This is a genomic window from Desertibacillus haloalkaliphilus, assembly GCF_019039105.1.
GTDB lineage: Bacteria > Bacillota > Bacilli > Bacillales > KJ1-10-99 > Desertibacillus > Desertibacillus haloalkaliphilus.
On sequence record NZ_JAHPIV010000005.1, the window covers coordinates 193,318 to 213,842 of the forward strand.

Annotated in this window: 19 protein-coding genes; 18 read left to right on the plus strand and 1 reads right to left on the minus strand. The window is 38.8% G+C overall.

What is annotated here, in order from left to right; translation table 11 throughout:
- Positions 1 to 3: 3 nt before the first annotated feature.
- From KH400_RS07440 to KH400_RS07485, 11 genes are all read left to right on the plus strand, one after another.
- The gene (locus KH400_RS07440; RefSeq protein ID WP_217223492.1) at positions 4 to 2,553 is read left to right on the plus strand and encodes a PEP/pyruvate-binding domain-containing protein; all 2,550 of its coding nucleotides are present in this window, start codon (positions 4 to 6) and stop codon (positions 2,551 to 2,553) included.
- A gap of 278 nt (positions 2,554 to 2,831) precedes the next feature.
- On the plus strand, positions 2,832 to 3,578 hold the full coding sequence (locus tag KH400_RS07445; protein WP_438821108.1) for a methyl-accepting chemotaxis protein: 747 nt from the start codon (positions 2,832 to 2,834) through the stop codon (positions 3,576 to 3,578).
- Between the two features lie 396 nt (positions 3,579 to 3,974).
- A complete protein-coding gene (locus tag KH400_RS07450; RefSeq protein ID WP_217223497.1) occupies positions 3,975 to 5,330 on the plus strand; it encodes a cytochrome ubiquinol oxidase subunit I in 1,356 nt (451 codons plus the stop codon).
- Positions 5,330 to 6,346 carry a cytochrome d ubiquinol oxidase subunit II gene (locus KH400_RS07455; protein WP_217223499.1) on the plus strand — a complete coding sequence of 339 codons (1,017 nt, stop codon included), beginning with the start codon at positions 5,330 to 5,332 and terminating at the stop codon, positions 6,344 to 6,346. Before KH400_RS07450 ends, KH400_RS07455 begins: the two co-directional genes overlap by 1 nt.
- Before the next feature lie 13 nt (positions 6,347 to 6,359).
- Complete coding sequence (cydS, locus tag KH400_RS28470; protein WP_438821106.1) at positions 6,360 to 6,461, plus strand: cytochrome bd oxidase small subunit CydS family protein; 102 nt, start codon at positions 6,360 to 6,362, stop codon at positions 6,459 to 6,461.
- A gap of 3 nt (positions 6,462 to 6,464) precedes the next feature.
- Positions 6,465 to 8,180 carry a thiol reductant ABC exporter subunit CydD gene (gene cydD / locus KH400_RS07460; RefSeq protein ID WP_217223502.1) on the plus strand — a complete coding sequence of 572 codons (1,716 nt, stop codon included), beginning with the start codon at positions 6,465 to 6,467 and terminating at the stop codon, positions 8,178 to 8,180.
- Positions 8,180 to 9,901 (plus strand): thiol reductant ABC exporter subunit CydC, encoded by a 1,722-nt coding sequence (cydC, locus tag KH400_RS07465; RefSeq protein WP_217223505.1) that lies wholly within the window; start codon positions 8,180 to 8,182, stop codon positions 9,899 to 9,901. Before cydD ends, cydC begins: the two co-directional genes overlap by 1 nt.
- A 277-nt stretch (positions 9,902 to 10,178) precedes the next feature.
- Positions 10,179 to 10,850, plus strand: coding sequence for an SDR family NAD(P)-dependent oxidoreductase (locus KH400_RS07470; RefSeq protein ID WP_217223508.1), 672 nt, complete (start codon positions 10,179 to 10,181; stop codon positions 10,848 to 10,850).
- Between the two features lie 247 nt (positions 10,851 to 11,097).
- Complete coding sequence (locus tag KH400_RS07475; protein ID WP_217223510.1) at positions 11,098 to 11,832, plus strand: urease accessory protein UreH domain-containing protein; 735 nt, start codon at positions 11,098 to 11,100, stop codon at positions 11,830 to 11,832.
- Between the two features lie 180 nt (positions 11,833 to 12,012).
- Positions 12,013 to 12,867 carry an oxidoreductase gene (locus KH400_RS07480; protein WP_246589452.1) on the plus strand — a complete coding sequence of 285 codons (855 nt, stop codon included), beginning with the start codon at positions 12,013 to 12,015 and terminating at the stop codon, positions 12,865 to 12,867.
- A gap of 162 nt (positions 12,868 to 13,029) precedes the next feature.
- Positions 13,030 to 13,956, plus strand: coding sequence for a ketopantoate reductase family protein (locus KH400_RS07485; RefSeq protein ID WP_217223513.1), 927 nt, complete (start codon positions 13,030 to 13,032; stop codon positions 13,954 to 13,956).
- 55 nt (positions 13,957 to 14,011) lie between these two features.
- Here the strand turns inward: KH400_RS07485 and paaK are convergent, their stop codons facing one another.
- Positions 14,012 to 15,349, minus strand: a complete 1,338-nt coding sequence (paaK, locus tag KH400_RS07490; RefSeq protein WP_312889076.1) for a phenylacetate--CoA ligase PaaK — start codon at positions 15,347 to 15,349, stop codon at positions 14,012 to 14,014.
- A 522-nt stretch (positions 15,350 to 15,871) separates the two neighbouring features.
- Between paaK and paaA the strand changes: the two genes are divergently transcribed.
- From paaA to KH400_RS07525, 7 genes are read left to right on the plus strand one after another with little or no spacing between them, the layout of a single operon-like run.
- Positions 15,872 to 16,846, plus strand: coding sequence for a 1,2-phenylacetyl-CoA epoxidase subunit PaaA (gene paaA / locus KH400_RS07495; RefSeq protein WP_217223517.1), 975 nt, complete (start codon positions 15,872 to 15,874; stop codon positions 16,844 to 16,846).
- Between the two features lie 30 nt (positions 16,847 to 16,876).
- On the plus strand, positions 16,877 to 17,239 hold the full coding sequence (gene paaB / locus KH400_RS07500) for a 1,2-phenylacetyl-CoA epoxidase subunit PaaB (protein WP_217223519.1): 363 nt from the start codon (positions 16,877 to 16,879) through the stop codon (positions 17,237 to 17,239).
- The gene (gene paaC / locus KH400_RS07505; RefSeq protein WP_217223522.1) at positions 17,239 to 18,063 is read left to right on the plus strand and encodes a 1,2-phenylacetyl-CoA epoxidase subunit PaaC; all 825 of its coding nucleotides are present in this window, start codon (positions 17,239 to 17,241) and stop codon (positions 18,061 to 18,063) included. The genes paaB and paaC overlap by 1 nt, the downstream gene beginning before the upstream one ends.
- Before the next feature lie 49 nt (positions 18,064 to 18,112).
- A complete protein-coding gene (gene paaD, locus KH400_RS07510) occupies positions 18,113 to 18,619 on the plus strand; it encodes a 1,2-phenylacetyl-CoA epoxidase subunit PaaD (RefSeq protein WP_217223523.1) in 507 nt (168 codons plus the stop codon).
- Between the two features lie 19 nt (positions 18,620 to 18,638).
- Complete coding sequence (locus tag KH400_RS07515; RefSeq protein ID WP_217223526.1) at positions 18,639 to 18,944, plus strand: EthD family reductase; 306 nt, start codon at positions 18,639 to 18,641, stop codon at positions 18,942 to 18,944.
- A complete protein-coding gene (locus KH400_RS07520) occupies positions 18,937 to 19,716 on the plus strand; it encodes an enoyl-CoA hydratase/isomerase family protein (protein WP_217223528.1) in 780 nt (259 codons plus the stop codon). The genes KH400_RS07515 and KH400_RS07520 overlap by 8 nt, the downstream gene beginning before the upstream one ends.
- 20 nt (positions 19,717 to 19,736) lie before the next feature.
- Positions 19,737 to 20,510, plus strand: coding sequence for an enoyl-CoA hydratase-related protein (locus KH400_RS07525; RefSeq protein WP_217223530.1), 774 nt, complete (start codon positions 19,737 to 19,739; stop codon positions 20,508 to 20,510).
- The last annotated feature ends 15 nt before the right edge of the window (positions 20,511 to 20,525 follow it).

Here is a 20,525-nt window from a genome sequence, read left to right on the forward strand (position 1 = left end):
TCGATGGATATCCAAAATAAAGTAAGTACGGGCATAAAAGGTTTTGATGAAGCGATTGATAAACTACGCTTAGGGGATAATGTCGTCTGGCAAGTGAACTCCATATCTAGTTACAAAAAAATGGTAGATCCATATGTTGCACAGGCAAAACGAGATCAGAGAAAGATTATCTATGTTCGTTTTGCAAATCATGATCCGATACTAGAAGAGGAAGGTGATAGTAAAGTTTATCACCTTGATGCAAGTATTGGATTCGAAGGCTTTGCTACAGAGGTTCATCATTTGATGGAGAAAGAAGGTCGGAAGGCATTTTATGTGTTTGACTGTTTAACTGACCTTTTAGACTATTGGCATTCGGACTTAATGATAGGGAACTTCTTTAAAGTCACTTGTCCTTATTTATACGAATTAGATACGATTGCTTATTTTGCGATTATCCGAAACGTCCATACATATACGAGTATTGCTGGCATTCGTGAAACGACACAGCTTCTCCTTGATTTATATGAAGTAAACGATAATATCTATATTCACCCCCTTAAAGTTTGGCAACGTTATTCTCCGACGATGTTTTTCCCTCATTTAATAAAAGGGGATGAAGCGATTAGCATTACCTCTAGTGCCGAATCTGCCGAGTTGTTTTCAAGTATTAATCGCGGTGAGGAACGACTAGATCATTGGGATGTTATTTTTAATAAAGCGAAGGACGTACTCGATCTCGATCAAAAACAGCAAGAGGCAACGAAAAGAAAGCTATTGAGGATGTTAATCGGTGATGAGTCTCGTATGGTTGAGCTTTGTGATCGATATTTCACATTAAATGACTTGATAATGATTGCATCGCGAGAGGTTGGTACCGGCTTTATCGGCGGAAAAAGTGTCGGCATGCTTCTTGCTCGAAAAATTATCGAGAAGGATGGTGGCGATCGTTTCCAACCGTATATGGAGCCTCATGATTCCTTTTATTTAGGTTCGGACATTTTTTACACGTATATTGTTCAAAACGGATGGTGGAAACTTCGTACAAAACAAAAGTCAAAAGACGGATACTTTAAGTACGCACCGGAATTGAAAGAAAAAATGTTGCGCGGAAAATTTCCAGAGAACATTCAAGAGCAATTCGTGCACATATTAGAGTACTTCGGGCAATCTCCAATCATTGTACGTTCAAGTTCTTTGCTAGAAGATAACTTTGGTAATGCATTTGCAGGGAAATATGAGAGTGTATTCTGTGTCAATCAAGGTACGCTTGAAGAGCGCTTCGAAGCATTTATAAATGCCATTCGTACGGTTTATGCGAGTACAATGAATGAAGATGCATTAGCTTACCGAATGAATAGAGGGTTAGCTGAGAAAGACGAGCAGATGGCGATATTAGTCCAGCGTGTGTCCGGAGATCAGTATCAACAAGAATTCTTCCCACATCTAGCGGGTGTCGGCAACTCGTCTAATCTTTATGTATGGGATGAGAGTATTGATATGGACGCAGGGATGCTACGCCTCGTCTTCGGCCTTGGGACGAGAGCCGTCGATCGGACGGTTGAAGATTATGTCAAAATTGTTTCGCTTGATAATCCGATGCGCTTACCATTGGTCGATCCAGATGATTTGAAAAAGTTTTCACAACATAATGTCGATCTCCTTTCTCTATCTGAAAATCGCTTAACGACTAGAAAATGGGAGCGAATAAGTGATCTCGACTTTAAAGTCGAAAAGGAATGGTTTGCAACGTTAGACTATCAAACTGAAAATCGCCTGCGTGAACTTGGATATACCGATCTTAAAGCGCCTTATATTCTTGATTTTCAACGTTGCTTGAGAGATAGTGAATTCCCTCAGTTAATGAAAGATCTGTTAGCGTTGTTGTCTGAGGTGTACAATTATCCTGTAGATATTGAGTTTACGGCTAACTTCACAAGTGATCAACAATTTAAAGTTAATCTTGTTCAGTGTAGGCCCCTGCAAACGAGAGGGTTAGGTCATTCTGTCAAAGTACCGGAACTAACGGATGAAAAGGATTGTTTCTTCTCATCGAAGGGGAATTTTATGGGAGGGAATGTACACTTGTCGATTGATTATGTCGTATTTGTTGATGCCAAGGCGTACCTGCAACGAAATGAACAAGAGAAGCATGCGGTGGCAAGACAAATAGGGAAAATCAATACGGTGCTTAAAGGGAAAAATGCGATGCTCATGGGACCAGGAAGATGGGGAACAACGACACCGTCACTAGGGGTGCCTGTCCATTTTACAGAGCTCAGTCATATGTCAGTGATCTGTGAAGTTGCATCGAATGAAGCAGGCTTTATGCCGGAATTATCGTATGGTAGTCATTTTTTCCAAGATCTAGTGGAAGCAGGGATCTTTTATGTTGCGATCTTTGATGGGCAAAAGGATGTCGAGTTTCATCCAAGTTACATTTTAAATAAAGAGAACATGCTGACATCGTTTTTACCGGAGGGTGACAAGTTTACTGATGTGATTCGGGTCGTCAAAACAGAGGACTTACAGATTTACTCAGATATCGTCTCACAGAGATTATTATGTAAGTGAGCATAGTGTTAATAATGTTGGCCTTGGAGCTTTTCCCTATGGAAAGGCTCCAGATTATTTTTATGTAGATATCTTGTCCTCGTAACATAAATGTCTTATGTAAAAAATATCCAAAATTTTATTTTCTAAAGTTTATCACTCTTCTTCCCGATAATAGATAAGAAATAACTATCATTCATTTATAGAAATGGGGAGTTAATCCTATGTTTAATCAAATTAATTCTTTAGATACCGTTGTTCCTTTGATCCCTATGTTAAAAGCAGCTATCCCTATTGATATGTCAATAGCTGTTTGTAATTTAAATGAATTTATTGCCTATTTCCCTGGTGAAAGTATAGATTTGAAAATAAAAGTCGGGCAACCTTTACATCCTGAAGAACCTTTATCTGTTGCATTGACTGAAAATAAACGTTTACAGGAAGATGTATCTTCTGATTTTTATGGGTTTGAGTTTACTGGTACCGCACTGCCATTACATGATGAAAATGGTGAAGTGATCGGAGGAATTGCTGTCCAAGTGCGTAGACAGAGTGAATTAAGAGCGATTTCTGAACAAATTTCAGACTCATTATCACAAGCAAATGAACAGATTCGTAGTGTTTCAACTGGGTCAAATTCACTTGCAGGGTACTCTCAAGAGCTACTTGGACAATCACATCGAGCCGGACAAGAGGTTGAAAATACAGATGAGGTATTGGCAATGATAAAAAGAGTCGCAGATCAGACTAATTTGCTTGGATTAAATGCTGCCATTGAGGCGGCACGTGCGGGAGAAAAGGGGAAAGGGTTTGAAGTTGTAGCTAATGAAATTCGAAAGTTTTCAAAAGAAACCGTCACTTCTACACAAAAGATACGTGAAACCATGGCTCAAATCCAATTAGTCACGAAACAAATGGGGTTATCCATAGAGCAAATAGCTACAATTGGTCAAGAACAAGCTGCTTCTATTCAACAAACCTCGGCCTTTATAGAGGAAATAGAAGGATTGTCCAAACGACTTAACGAATTTGCTAATAAATTATAGAGTTTATATATGATGAAGCCCAACGTTATGATGGGTAACGTATACAATAAAGAAGTACCGAGAGATTTGTAAGTATAAGTAACCTAATGCCTATATAAATCTGATATAGGCATTAGGTTACTTTTTTTGTCTTAATAACAGATTGTTAAATGATCCTCAAGTTCCCAATGATTCAGCTTAAAGAAGCTAGTATAATTAAAGCTCTAATCAAACTCAATGCCCTCGACAGTTCTACCCGTTTAAAGCTATAGGAGGCACTCTCATCTATTGCCCCTGAAAATTATTCCAAAATAGTTTGTCACAAATCGCTCAATCTTTCGTAACGAAATCGTCCATATTGTGATCTAAATCACATACATTTTCGATATACAATAACTATAGCTTCGTCAAAGACGGATGAAGAGGGGGAGGAAATTGGAATCAGTAGAATTTAGTCGTTATCTAACGATGTTAACATTATCTGTTCATGTTATTTACGCTACGCTTGGTGTTGGTGTGCCCATCCTAATCATGCTCGCGCATTGGCTCGGGTTGAGAAGAAATGATGAGCATTATTTATTACTGGCTAAGCGCTGGGCTCGTGGTTACGTGATTACAGTCGCTGTTGGTGTCGTCACCGGTACAGCGATCGCCTTACAATTAGCACTGCTTTGGCCACGGTTTATGGAATTTGCGGGACAACTGATCGCTCTTCCGTTATTTATGGAGACTTTTGCATTTTTCTTTGAGGCAATCTTTCTAGGAATTTATTTATATACGTGGGATCGCTTTAAAAATCCTAAATATCACTTTTATTTATTAGCACCTGTCATTTTAGGTTCAGCGATGTCTGCATTGTTCATCACATCGGTTAATGCATTCATGAACACGCCTCAAGGGTTTGTGTTAGCCAATGGACAATTAACTAATATACAGCCGTTATTAGCCATGTTTAATCCAGCGATGCCAACGAAGGTCGCACACGTCATGACATCTGCATACATGACATCTGCTTTTGTTTTAGCATCGATTGCCGCTTATCACCTGCTAAAAGGGAACCGTCATGAATATCACCGTAAGGCTTTGGCGTTAACAATGAAGGTCGCATTGATCTTTTCAATTGCAACTGCACTTGTTGGTGATTTTTCAGGGAAGTTTCTAGCAGAGTATCAGCCTGAAAAGTTGGCTGCAGCAGAATGGCACTTTGAAACGGAAGGAGAAGCTCCACTCGTTCTTTATGGTGTGTTAACAGAAGACAATGAGGTTAAATATGGGATCGAAATTCCTTACGCTCTTAGTTTTCTCGTCCACAGTAATTTTACGGGAGAAGTAATTGGACTTAATGATATACCTGAGGAATATCATCCACCTTATATTGTTCACTACTTCTTTGACATCATGGTGACGCTTGGGATTTGGCTCACACTCCTTTCACTAGTTTACTATATTGGCTTGTCGAGAAACTGGGCATTGATAAAATCACGTGTTTTCCGTTGGATGCTCGTGGCATCAGGTCCGTTAGCGATGGTCGCAATCGAAGCTGGTTGGTGGTTTACAGAAGTCGGTCGTCAGCCTTGGATTATGCGAGGATTCATGACAACAGCAGAAGGTGCAACAGACTCACCATATGTACATGTGATGTTCGTTGCCTTTGCGATCCTATATATCATCTTGTTAATAGGAACGGCAGTTGTACTGATTCGCATGTTCAAAAATAACCCGGTGGAAAAAGAGCTCGAGGATCGTAATGAGAAGCAAAGGAGGATGGCGTAATGTCAATTGAAATCTTAGGAATATCTGTGTTGTGGTTGTTCCTATTTGGCTATGTAATCGTGGCATCGATTGACTTCGGCGCTGGATTCTTTAACGCAGCCACAATTGTGACGAAAAAGCACCATATCGTTAATTCGGTCATCCAACGCTATTTATCCCCAGTTTGGGAGATTACGAATGTGTTCCTCGTGTTCTTCTTTGTGGGAATGATCGGGTTCTTCCCGAGTACAGCTTATTACTTTGGGACGGTGTTACTGATTCCTATCAGTATCTCGATCATTCTTCTCGCTTTGCGAGGGAGCTATTATGCGTTTGGGACGTATGGATCCAAAGGGCATAAAGGCTATACGCTCATGTATGGGGTGACAGGAGTATTAATCCCAGCCTCGTTGACAACTGCTTTAATTGTCTCGCAAGGTGGATTTATTCGTGAAACATCAACAGGAAGAATTGAACTTGATTATTTGACTTTATTTACGAGCCCGTTCGCTTGGTCGATCATCTTGCTTAGCCTCGTTAGTGTCCTTTTTATCTCTGCTAGCTTTTTAGCTTATTATTCAAATGTAGCAGAAGATAGAGACGCTCTAAAATTATTTAGACGCTACACGTGGATTTGGAGTTTTCCAACCATGATCACGGCACTCGGAATCATTATTGAGATGAGATGGCATAACCCAGATCACTTTACGGGGTTACTCTCATTATGGTGGATGTTCGCATTATCCTTTGTTTGCTTTATTGCAAGCTTATGGCTTTTAAAGAAAAGATATTATGGAAAATCATTTATTTTCGTTGTCCTCCAGTTTGCCTTGGCATTCTTTGGTTACGGCGTATCACGTTATCCATATATTCTTTACCCTTATATTACGATTTACGATGGTTTTACAAACGAAACGATGGCTTATGCACTAGTGACCGTATTTATCTTCGGTCTCATGCTGTTAATCCCATCACTGTACCTCGTGTTCAAATTGTTTATTATGAATAAGCCTTATATTAAAGAAGGAAAAGCGTGAGGAGGATGTTAGCATGCATAACTTTATGTTGTTTTATGCCCCGCTACTAATTGTCGTGATTGCCTTTGCCTTATCCTTTATTATCGCTACGAAAAGCAGTAAGTATGAGGATTAAGGTATGAAATCATTACAAAAGCTGGCAAAAGCTCAAAAGGGGCGATTTTATACACTTTACGCACTCGCATTTGCACTTGCGTTTTTGATCGTTTTACAGGCCTATCTCATCGTTTCGGTTATTGATGAAATATTCCTGAATAATCGTCCATTTGATCAAGTGCTAATGCTGTTATTTCTGTTATTAGGTGTCCTAATTTTTAGGGCATCTTTAACTTATTTAACGGGTAAGATTGGTGTGAAAATGGCTACGACAGTCAAACGGGACTATCGTAAAAAATTGATCCAAGCCTACTCCAGGCATTCACTTCCAGAATCTTATAAAGGACAATCTGGCCAAAAGGTAACCGCAATGCTAGATACAGTCGATGAACTCGATCATTTCTTTAGCCATTATGTACCGCAACGAATTATAACAACTGTTGTGCCGCTCATTATTTTACTCGTTATTTTTACGCAAAATCTAAATTCCGGTTTAATCATTTTAGTAACAGCGCCTTTTATACCGCTGTTTATGATCATTATTGGGCGACAAACCCAAAAGAAATCAGAAGAGAAGCTAGAGAGTTTGTCCGTTTTTTCAGGTCGTTTCTTAGACACCCTACAAGGGTTAATGAGTTTGAAGCTTTATGGACGATCTAAACAATACCGGAAGATGATCAAAGAAAGTAGCCTAAATTTTCGTGATGCAACAATGACGATTTTAAAAGTCGCTTTTATGTCATCATTAATGCTAGAGTTTATCTCAATGCTCAGTATTGGTCTTGTTGCCTTAGAGTTAAGCTTAAGGCTTGTTGTCTTTGAATCTTTAGATTTCTTTACGGCATTTTTCATTTTATTGCTCGTTCCAGAATTTTTTACAGCTCTGAAGGAATTAGGTAGTGCGTTTCATTCCGGTAGGAGCAGTACAGGGGCAGCTTCTAAACTAGACGAAGAGCTTGCGAAGTCAGGAGAACAAGTCAAATGGGGACGGGAGACGGCACCAACTGCACCTAGTGAAATCAACTTACAACGTGTTGGATTTCAATACGGAGACAGCGGTTTTGCATTGAAAAATGTAGAGGCTGACATTCCACCATTTCATCAAGTTGCCATCGTTGGTAAAAGTGGATCTGGAAAATCGACATTATTAAATGTCATTGCGGGTCTATTACAACCTTCAGAAGGGGAACTGCTTGTCAACGGACGTTACCGTTCAGAGTACGTGGAGCAGGAATGGTTTCGTCAATTCAGTTATATTACGCAGCATCCTTATTTATTTTCAGGAACGGTTAGTGACAATATCGCTTTAGGTATGGAAGCGTCAAAAGCAGAGATTGAAAAGGCTGCTCAAAAAGCTGGTATTGCAGGTTTGATTGAATCGCTTGAACACGGCTATGAAACTGAAATTGGTGAAGGGGGACGAGGACTATCTGGGGGAGAAAAACAACGGATTGCCTTAGCCCGTGCCTTTTTGAAGAAACCGTCGATTGTACTCTTTGATGAGCCGACAACAGGGCTCGACCTTGTAACAGAACAGGTTTTGCAAGAATCCATTCGAGCATTAGCTGAAGACGCGACGATTATTACAGTTGCACACAGACTACACACAATTAAACATTCAGATCTTATTCTCTTCATGGACCAGGGAACAATTGCAGCACAGGGAACGCATGATGAACTTATGAAAAATATAGAAGCTTACCGAGATCTATTCTTGGTACAGGAGGAGGGGCAGTGATGAAGGAGCTAAAACAGGTCATCCAATTGATGATGAAAGAAAAACGGGATATTTATCTTTCCATCTTATTTGGATATTTAGCTGGTATGACTGCCGTCGGTCTTTTTGCTGCCAATGGTTATCTCATTTCTCGAGCAGCGGTTGAAACGCCATTATATGTCTTAATTATGATGGTTGCCATCGTAAAATTAGGGAGCTTTCTTCGCGCAGGCTCACGTTATGCAGAGCGTTATTTTTCACACCGAGCAACGTTTACGATGCTCGCCAACATGCGAGTACATTTTTATGATAAAGTAGAGAGCCTTTCGCCGAGCTTGATTCAAAAGTATCGTAGTGGTGATATGTTGGCACGTATTGTAGGGGATGTCGAAAGTCTTCAGAACTTTTTCCTGCGTGTCATATATCCGCCACTGATCATGGTACTCGTCTTTTTAAGTACGGTTTTGTTCGTTTCATTTTATTCATTTTCTATTGTTCTCTTACTCATTATTGGTTTGATTTTAACGGGTATTGTGATCCCGGCCTGGTTTGCGCATAAACAGAAAAAAATCAGTAATGACATACGTGAGCATCGTGCAGATTTTTCAACGGAATTGACGGAATGGATGCAAGGTTTTCGTGAGTTGAAAATTCATCAACAGCTTGATGAAAAAGAACAGTTACTTTTCGATACGTCAGAAACCTATATGAATGGTCAGGAGAAGGAAAGCTTGCAAGCGAGCTATAATCAATCCGTGAACGTTGCCTTATCAGCAGTAATTACTTGGCTCGTCCTCGTTGTAGGGGCATATTTAGTTGCAAATGGAAGTTTAGATGGCTTATTTTTAGCGATGCTTGTGATGATTAGTCTCACCGTATTTGAGCACTCAACCCCAATGGCTGCTTTTCCTGTTTATTATGAAGATAGTGAGAAGGCTGCAAAACGATTGTTTAATATGGATGAACGTCATGATGAAGATAAGACAGATGTGACGACAACTAAGTATTGGACATCTGCCCCCTCCATAACTTTTAAAAATGTTAGCTTTTCATACCCTAATGAGCAGCGCAAAGTTACCGAAGGATTAAATCTTGAACTACCGGCTGGGTCAAAAACAGCGATCGTTGGAGCAAGTGGTTCGGGGAAGTCAACGTTGTTTAATCTTCTACTCAAGCTGTACTCTCCGGATGAAGGTGAGATCTATTTCGATGGTGAAAAAAGAAGTCAGATGGATCAAGAGGAGATTTGGAAACGCACGAATGTTGTTTTACAAGAAAACCATTTCTTTTATGGGACCATTAAAGATAACCTTCTCATCGAGGAAGGTTCCTTGACAGATGGAGAGCTGAGTCAAGTGCTGAAAACTGTTCAATTAGCCCATTTTGTTTTAACAGACCGTGTCATGGAAAAAGGGCAAAATTTGTCCGGTGGTGAAAAGCAACGACTTGCTATGGCTCGTGCTGTGATTAAAGATGCGCCCCTCTGGCTCCTTGATGAACCAACATCATCACTTGATTCTTGGACAGAGCAACAGCTGTATGAAACGCTCTATCAACAAGCAAAGGATGATACTGTAATTATTATTAGCCATCGTTTGTCAGGCTTGGAAAAGATGGATCAAATTGTGGTCATGGATCAAGGTGAAGTCGTTGAAGTCGGGTCGTTTGCAGAGTTAATGGAGAAAAAAGGGTATTTTTATCGGTTAAAACAAATAGAGGCAAGCATTATTCGGACATCATGAGCCTTTAGGAAATAGTATTTTAAAGTGGGGCGGGACAAAACTAGTTAAATCGAGGCTGGGACCAAAGGTAAAAACCAACCTTTTGTCCCGGTCTCTTTTTCGTTAGAATATAGGTTTCTTTCTATGCATAGGAAATGAATATTTTTAAAATGTTCGATAGTGGTTCAGAGGTAGTTTGTATGTTTATAATAAATAGCATAAGGGAGAATGGTTTTAAGGATGAAAGTTTAACTTTAAGAGTGAAATGATTGATAATGGCAGACGAAGGGGTTTTATCATGAAAGCAAAGACGATATTAATTACAGGTGCAGGAACTGGCTTAGGAAAAGAACTAGCAGTAGTCTATGCACAACAAGGACATCGGATCATTTTAGTTGGTCGAACAGAAACAAGCTTGAATGAAGTAAAGGAAGTAATTGAGAGTCAAAGAGGCAGTGGGATTGTAAAAACATGTGATATCACCGATCCGAATGCCGTTCAAGAGATGATACAGCAACTCTTGGAAACAGAAACAATTGATCAAGTCATTAACAATGCAGGCATCGGTTATTTTCGAACCTTACAAGACCTTACGATGACAGAAATAAGTCAGATGCTTGATACGAATGTCAAAGGTACAATTTATGTCACGAAAGCGGTTTTGCCAACGTTTTTGGAACGTGATTCAGGGAAAATTATGAATATCATCTCAACGGCCGGCTTACGAGGTAAAGTTCAAGAAACTGCATATGTAGCAAGTAAATTTGCTGTTCGAGGGTTTACAGAAAGTTTAATAAAAGAGTTAGCAGGGACGTCGATCACTGTTTCGGCTGTATACATGGGTGGAATGGATACACCATTTTGGGATGACAGTGATTTTGTGACTGATCGTTCTCGGTTAAGGTCGGCTTCTGAGGTAGCACGTGAAATTGTTGAAAGGGAAGATGAAGAAAAGTTAATTATTGAGTAGGTTTAGGTGGTCTATGTACCAAAATACTAAACGTCGAGACAAAAAACGAACTAATTATATGATGAGAAGGGGATTGGCGAATGCACAATACTTCTTCTCTCTTTCTCATTTTTTCATTTAGAATTCACAGTTTCTTTATATTTATTTAGTATAGTTAATAGCTAAAGGTTATATTTTACGTGACAATAGAATGGTAGCCGATTTTCAAGGAAATGAAAAATATTAGCTAACTAAATGAGGTATGTATATGTATGATTTCTTTAACTCTATTAGTCAGATCTTCTATCAACCATTGATTAACCTCTCAAATGCTACAGAACATCTTCCATTGCTTTCAGCACTTATTCTAGGAATTCTAGCAGCAACTGCCCCTTGCCAATTTACGGCAAATATCGGGGCGATCACATTATATGGAAATCGTTCAATCCAGAAAGCAATCCCTTTGACAGAGGTTTTATTCTTTCAACTTGGAAAAATGGTTGTATTTACTGGCTTAGGGCTTTTTGTTCTTATATTAGGGAGCGAGTTTCAACGTGAGTTAACCGTCTATTTTCCATGGATAAGAAAGATCCTCGGTCCAATGCTAATTTTGATCGGATTGTATTTAGCAGGAGTGATCAAAGCGAATTGGACGATAGGCTTGAAACAAGGCTTTGATAGAAAAAAACGTCGTGGGAAGTGGGGGGCGTTTCTGCTTGGTAGTAGTTTTTCTTTAGGTTTCTGTCCAACAATGTTCTCTCTGTTCTTTTTAATCTTAATGCCACTCGCGTTGTCTAGTTCATATGGTGTTGTCTTGCCAGCGGTATTTTCAATCGGGACATCAATTCCACTATTTATAGCCATATATTTGATTTGGACGTTTGGGTTAAGTGGAACCTTCATGAAGAGAGGACGGAAGATTGGTTATTGGATTCAACGCATAGCTGGTATTCTTCTAGTCATTGTCGGAATAATAGATACGATTACGTATTGGAGTATCTAAGTCTAAAAGGAAACCTAATAGACGAGAGTTTGTGACTGAAGATATCTCTTTTATCGGTTCAAGCATTAATTTTGAAAAACGTTGTTGTCGTGCGTATGATAAAAAGGGTTACGTTAAAGATAATAGATGAGCTAAATATAAATATGGAGGTTACAACCAGTGAACCAGGAATACAAACCGTTGTTCCAAGAGTTTAGGTTTAAACGAGGAGTAAAGCTCAAAAATCGGATTCTTATGGCACCTCCAGAATTATTAGAAGGTGATCAGCCTGTTAGTGCTAGCGCAGTAGCTGCACCGCGTGAAGGGTTAGTAACACCAAGAGAGCTAACGGTAACAGAGATCGAGGAAATCATTAATGATTTTGCAAAGGCGACACGACGCGCAATTGAAGCGGGCTTTGATGGCGTTGAGATCCATGGTGCTAATACATATTTAATTCAGCAATTCTTTTCTCCACATTCAAACCGGCGCAGTGATAAATGGGGCGGATCGATTGAAAAAAGAATGACATTCCCGCTTGCTGTTATAGATCATGTGAAAGCAACTGTTGAAAGGCATGCAAAGAACCCTTTTATCATTGGCTATCGGATTTCCCCAGAAGAGGTGGAGAATCCAGGAATTACAATGGATGAAACGTTAATTTTTGTTGATAAGCTGGTAGAACAGGATTTAGATTACCTTCATTTATCGGTTCAAGATTTTTGGGGTGGGTCGATTCGCGATGAAGATGATCAACGTTCGCGTGTCACGATGGTTTATGAGCGTGTAGGGGATAAAATTCCTGTCATTGGTGTAGGCTCACTTCATATGCCTGATGAAGTCAAAAAAGCAATGGATACAGGTGTACCTTTGCTAGCCTTAGGTCGTGAATTAATTATGGAGCCACATTGGGTCGAAAAAGTGGAAGCAGGTAATGAAGATACAATAAAAACGACAATTACGAAGGAAGACCAAGAAAGGCTAGTCGTCCCTGATGCATTATGGAAAGCAATTATCAATACACCAGGCTGGTTCCCAGTCGTTGAACAAGAATAGAACATTTAGTAAACCTTGCTGGAATGTAAATTCTTATATCGGCAAGTTTTTTATTATAGAATCATACTTTCCTGTACTAAATAGTAGAGATCAGTGGATTCTTTATTATTCTGAATGTTATGATAAAAATGCGGGTAACTATTAGGAAAGGACGTCTTTTTTATGGAAATAAAAACAGTTTCAATTGTTGGCTTAGGAGCGTTAGGTATTTTATTTGGTCAGCATTTAGCGAAACAACTGCCAAGAGAAAATGTGAGAATTATTGCAGATAAAAAGCGTATTGAAAAATACGAGGAAAAGGGTGTTTATTGTAATGGTGAACGATGTAATTTTTATTACATGACCCCGGAAGAGGTGTCAGAACCTGCAGATTTAATTATTTTTGCAGTGAAAGATAGTGGATTAAAGAGTGCCATTGCTGCTGTAAAAAACCAAGTTGGAGAGAATACGATCATTTTATCAACGTTAAATGGGATCACTAGTGAAGCAATTATAGGTGAGACTTACGGGATGGAGAAAATATTATATTGTGTTGCGCAAGGAATGGATGCAGTCAAAGTTGATAATAAATTAACTTACGATCATTTTGGGATGCTGTGTTTCGGGGATCGAGAACCCGGGGGCAAATCAAAGAAAGTCGATGCTGTTAGTACCTTCTTTGATAAACTGGACCTTCCTTATGAGGTTGATACGAATATGATGAAGAGATTATGGGGCAAATTTATGCTCAATGTCGGTGTTAACCAAACTGTTGCTGTCTATGAGGGTAATTATGGAACCATTCAAAAAGAAGGGGTAGCTAGAGATACAATGATTGCGGCCATGAGGGAGGTTATTTCATTATCTGACCGAGAAGGTGTAGGCTTAACTGAAGGAGACCTAGACTATTGGCTCATGGTATTAAGTAAATTAAGTCCGGAAGGGAAACCTTCAATGGCGCAAGACGTTGAAGCGAAACGTTATAGTGAAGTTGAATTATTTTCTGGTACTGTCCTTACTCTAGCTAAAAAGTACGGAATGGATACGCCAGTTAATAAACAATTGTATGACCAAATTATCTCAATAGAGAAGGGTTATACGATGGATTGATTTTAGATGCAAAAAAAGGCCACGGTGTTTAATCGTAATCACCGTGGCTTTTGATTTAGTTTGCAACTTTTTCTTCTTTTCGACGATCAACAACTCGTGCAGCTTTACCTTCAGATCGAGGTAATGATTTTGGTTGATGAATATGAATATCCATAGTAACCAAGCAGTTAGTTTTCATTGAATGTTGAATTTTTTTCTTTAAGCCACTAACAATCTCTTCCTCAAGGTTGCCTTGGCTAGAAGCCTTTTGATAAAACTCTTCACTCATTTCAACGTGAAGCTCGACATTGTCTAGTGAGCCTTTTTTCGTTAAGTGAATTTGATATTGAGGCACTAGCTCGTCAATTTGAAGTAAGTAATATTCGATTTCAGATGGGAATACATTAACCCCTCTAATAATAAGCATATCATCAATGCGACCTTTAACACGTGTCATCTTAGTTGTTGTACGACCACATGCACACTTTTCACGAGTAATTGAAGCGATGTCCCCTGTACGGTAACGAATGATTGGAAGCGCTTCCTTCGTAAGGCTAGTAAAAACAAGCTCTCCATCTTCGCCCTCAGCTACAGGCTCTAATGTATCTGGATTGATAACTTCAATTAGGAAATGGTCATCAGCAATATGCAAGCCATCTTGTGCCTCATGACATTCAACGGCAACACCTGGTCCCATAACTTCACTAAGCCCATATATATCTACAGCTTTAATACCGAGTTTTCTTTGAAGAGTTTCTCTCATTTCTTCTGACCAAGGCTCAGCACCAAAGATTCCATATTCTAGGCTAGTCTCACTAGGGTCGATACCCATTTCCTCCATCTTCTCAGCAATATTTAAGATGTAGGAAGGTGTTCCACAAATCACTTTCGCTCCGAAGTCTTGAATCAATGTAATTTGTCTATCGGTATTACCGCCGGAGATAGGTACGGTAGGACAACCAGCTTTTTCAGATCCGTAGTGGATACCTAATCCACCAGTAAATAGGCCATAACCATATGCATTATGAACGATATCCCCTTTTGTTCCACCTGCAGCATATATTGCTCTTGCTACAAGTTCTGCCCAATTATCAATATCATTTTGTGTATAACCAACAACAGTCGGTTTTCCGCTTGTTCCAGATGAACCATGAATTCTAACAACGTCTTCCTTTGGTACTGCAAATAAACCAAACGGATAATTCTCACGCAAATGATTCTTTTTTGTGAATGGTAATTTTGTTACATCATCTAGACTTTTAATATCTTCTGGACTGATGTTTAGTTCTTCAAATTTTTGGCGATAGAATGGTACATTTTCATAAACGTGACGAATTGACTGTTGTAAGCGCTCTAATTGAAGCTTTTGAATGTCAGACTGTTCTGCTGTTTCAATTTCACTAAAAAATTTCACTATAAATTCCCCCCAGAATTTAATTAAAAATTCACATTGATAAAAAATGATCATTTGCAATGCAGGACCAATAAAATCACGCATTATCTTCAACACGTTAAATAAACGGAAACCGTAATTACGTTATAATCATTAGGTTAATGCTTAGTCGACAAAATGTCAATATAGTTATCTGAAAAATAACACTTATCTAAATTGAGGTAAAAGTCATAGCTATTATAAATAACATAGGAATAAACTAAAAGTATTTGTAGTAAAAAAGAAAATAAAATTCGATAATTTTTAACAAAAAATTTTTTATTTTTTTCTATCCACTGTCGAAAAGTGGTGAACAAACTCTTTATTTAGAAGCAGAGAATAAACTTTTTTGTGTGTTATTACTTATATAATGTTGCTAAGCTTACTGTCACAATAATTCCCACTTACTCAAATTTTCTGACAGAATACTTGACTATAATATGACGTTGTTCTATAATGACGTTAAATAAACGTTATGCAACATTAATAAAGGGGGAAGTGAACATGGGTGTTAAAGTTAACGATCCTGTTTCAATTGAGGATAAGAAGTATGAAGAGTTTATGGAGAAGATCAACGCCGGGGAAAAGATCGAAGCGGACAGTTGGATGCCTGAAGAATATAGAATGACACTTGTTAAATTAATTTCAATGCATGGGATTAGTGAAATTATGGGAGCGCTACCAGAGAAGGAATGGACTCCGAAGGCGCCTACATTACGAAGAAAGCTAGGGATTATGGCAAAAGTTCAAGATGAGATGGGTCACGGGCAATTGCTTCTACGAGTAGCAGAAGATTTAATTAAGCCACTTGGTAGAAACCGTGAAGATTTAATGCAAGATTTATTCACTGGGGATTTAAAATTCCATAATGTTTTCCACATGAGAGCGGAAACATGGGGAGATGCTGGGTTAATTGGTTGGCTTGTAGATGGTGCAGCTATTATTACACAAACAAATATGTTAGATGCTTCATATAGTCCTTATGCACGAGCTCTAAAGCGTATCGCTGCTGAGGAGGTATTCCATGCTCAACATGGTGAGGCGATTATTATGGCTTTAGCAGAAGGAACGGAAGAGCAAAAAGCGATGGTGCAAGATGCACTTAACCGCTGGTGGCCAGCATTGTTAATGTTTTTTGGACCACCTTCTTCAGATACAACAGGTTCATCGAAGCAAGATGCAACAATTAAATTTAAGATCCGAAAGAACACAAATGAAGAACTAAGACAATTCTTTTTAACAAAATATATTCCGAGAATTTGGTCTTTAGGGCTAACAATTCCTGATGAAACTCTACATTTTGATGAAGAAAAAGAAGAATGGGTATATCAACAGCCTGATTGGAATGAATTTAAGAAGATTACTAAAAACCAAGGACCAATGTCAAAAGAGAGACTTCGTTTGCGTGAACTTTCATATGAAAACAACGCTTGGGTTCGTGAGGCATTAGGTGCATCTTCTCGACCTGCAACAGTTTAAATGGATATCTAATATAGGGGGAGTTTTAAAATGGAAAATAACAGAAAAGATATTGACCAATTTTACGATGAATACCAAGTGTTTAGCCGTAAAACAGCCATCGCTCCAGCGCAGGAGCAATTTACGCTTCTTGCTCCAAATAGTGAAATCGCTTTAATTATGGCTCAAGAGAATTTCATGAGACGGGAGCCTGTGTATGATATATGGGTTGTTAAACGCTCAGATATTCATGCGCTTGATGAAGAGCAACGAGAAAAGCTAGTAAATCGACTCGATAACAAAGCCTACCGTGAAACAAAGGGTTACGGATATTTACGAAAAAAATGGCGTGAAAAAGAACAAGATATGTTTGATGAAAAAGAAATTCTTTCATGGGCTGGAGGGAAAAAATAATGAAGATCAACAATGTAGAAGAGCTAAAACAACACCCTGAATACAAGGAAGCCTTAGTTGAATTACTTTACCAATTGGCTGATGATGATTTTCTAATTTCTTTTAGAGGATCTGAATGGCTCGGATTATGTCCGCATATTGAAGAAGATGTTGCTTATTCTTCAATCAACCAAAATACAATGGGGCATGCGACACTATATTATGAGTTGCTTGAAGAGTTAGGAGAAGGGAAAGCCGATGTGCTTGCTCATGACCGACCAATTGAACAACGTAGAAATGCTATTTTGCTAGAAGAGCCAAATGGGCCAGGAACTTATTTAGTTGAACCACGTTATGATTGGGCGTTCACGGTTGTACGTAATTATTTCTATGATGTAGCTAAACAAATTCGTCTAGAGTCTCTTAAAAATTCTTCATACGAACCGCTTGCACAAGGGGCGAGAAGTATTCTAGGTGAACAATATTACCATGTCATGCACTGGGATGTTTGGTTTAGACAGCTATTATCAAGTACACCAGAGGCAAGAGAGAGATTAGAAGGTCAGATTGATAGAGTTTGGAACAACTTTGGAAACGTATTATCCCTTGGCCGTCAAGGAGAGAGAATGGCTGAGTTTGGAATTATTGAAGATGAAGGAGCTTTAAAGAAGCTTTGGTTAGGTAAGATCGAGGCAGTTTTCAAAGATTTAGATCTTTCTCTTCCATCCGCTGAACCACAAGCTGAAAGTGGTGATGGTAGAGCTGGGGAACATACAGAAAATCTTGAGACAGCTATTGAAACGTTATCTGAAGTATATCGATTGGATCGAGTTGCAGCTTGGTAATTCCCTAGAGTAGGGAATTAAACTATAAATTGTGTGGGGGGGAGCATTAATGACAACAGGCACAAACTATTTAATTGAAGAAATCGAAACAACCTTACATCAAGTGAAAGACCCTGAAATTCCATCAGTCAGTGTCGGAGAACTTGGGATGATCTACGATGTTGAAGTAACTGGTAGTCATGTTCATGTGAAAATGATACCAACATTTGTCGGGTGTCCGGCTCTAGATATCATTAGTAGAGATGTTAAGGCTGCGATACGAAAAGATGTTAATTGGGTAGATCAAGTTGAGGTTAGTTATGTCTTTGATAAGAGTTGGTCAACAGATCGAATCAGTGATGAAGGTAGAGAAAAGCTCAAAGAATACGGGATTACTCCTCCACCAATTGATTTTAAAGAAGGTGATCCATGGGAAGTGGATTGTCCATACTGTGGTTCGACTTATACATCGATGGAAAATATTTTTGGACCAGCTGCTTGTCGAAGTATCTTATATTGTAAATCTTGTAAAAATCCATTCGAAGCTATGAAACCAGTAGCTTCTCATAATTCATAACGTAAGGAGAGAGAAATAAATGGTAAAACTAATTGCACTATATAAACAACCTGAGGATCAAAAAGCATTTGATGAGCATTATTTTAATACACATGCTCCAATTACAGCAAAAATTCCAGGTTTAAGAAAGATGGAAGTAACAAAAATCGTAGGCTCTCCAACTGGTAAAAGTGACTATCATCTATTATGTGAAATGTATTATGACAGTCACGAAGCTTTAAAGGAAGCAATGAAAACAGAAGAAGCTAAAGCTTCTGGTAAGGATTTAATGGGATTTGCAGGTGAATTAGTGACGATGATGATTGGTGAGGAAGTAAATGAGTAATGCACATCAATTTATCGAAAGTTGGATAGAGGATTCGATAGCGGTTATTCAACTTAATCGACCAGAGGTGTTAAATGCGTTAAATCGGGAAATGGTCGAAGAGATTGTTGAAACACTAGAAGGCTATGATAAAGATGACCGAGTGCGTGTTATCGTTTTAACTGGAAATGGGAGAGCGTTTGCAGCCGGTGCGGATATTGATGAAATGTCTGCAGACACTCCTATAACTATGGACTCGATCAATCAATTTGCTACCTGGGATCGTATTGCTTTAATAAGAAAACCAATTATTGCATCTGTTAATGGCTTTGCATTAGGTGGCGGCTTTGAGTTAGTTCTAAATTGTGACATTATTTTCGCAGATGAGAATACTCAATTTGGATTTCCTGAAGTGAACCTTGGAGTCATGCCAGGTGCAGGTGGTACGCAGCGTTTAACTAAGGTTATGGGTAAAGCAAAAGCTTTAGAATGGCTTTGGCTTGGTGAATCGATGACTGCATTAGAAGCTTATAAGAATGGTGTTGTTAATCGGTTGATTGCACCAGAGGTTCTTTTTGAAGAAACAATGAAGTTTGCAAGCAAGATAGCAAAACAACCTCCTCTTTCTCTAAGGTTTATAAAAGAAGCCGTTAATAAAGCTGTAGATTCTCCGTTGGTCGATGGTTTGCAGCTTGAACGAAAGAATTTCTATTTATTATTTGATTCTGAAGACCAAACAGAGGGTATGCAGGCTTTTATTGAGAAACGAAAACCGAACTTCAAGGGGAAATAACTGGGGAGGAGGCTAATTGAGTGTATACAACGATTAATTATGAAATAAAAAACAAAGTTGCATACGTAACGTTAGACCGTGCTGATAAACTAAATTCTTTTACACCAGATATGAATAAAGAAGTTATTCAAGCATTACGATCTGCTGAAAAAGACAGTGAAGTGAGATGTATTGTTATTACTGGGGCAGGAAGAGCTTTCAGTGCTGGAGAAGATTTAGCAGGTGTTAGTGAAGATACAGACCATGCTGAATTTTTAAGACAACGTTATAACCCAATGATTAAAAAGATTGCTAGCGTTGAAAAACCAGTAGTTGCGGCAGTTAATGGGGTTGCTGCAGGGGCAGGAATGAGTTTAGCTTTGGCTTGTGATTTTCGAATTGCCTCTGAAAAAGCTAGTTTCTTAGAAGCTTTCATTCATATTGGTTTAATTCCAGACTCCGGTAGTTTGTATTACCTACCTAGAATCGTAGGGCATGCAAAAGCAATGGAACTAGCGGTATTAGGTGAAAAGGTAAAAGCTTCTGAAGCTAAAGAGCTTGGGTTAGTGACAAAAGTGATCGAGCTTGAAAATTGGGATGAAGAAGTGGCTGCTTTTAGTGAAAGGTTAGCGAACCTCCCAACTAAAGCTGTAGGAATTATCAAGCGTTATTTATATGAAAGCACGCTCCAACCACTTGATGAAATGCTTGAAAAAGAAGCTTATGGTCAACGAACGGCTGGACTAACAGACGATCATCAAGAAGGACTAAAAGCATTTGTTGAAAAAAGGAATCCAGAATTTACAGGAAAATAACATAGCAATGAAATA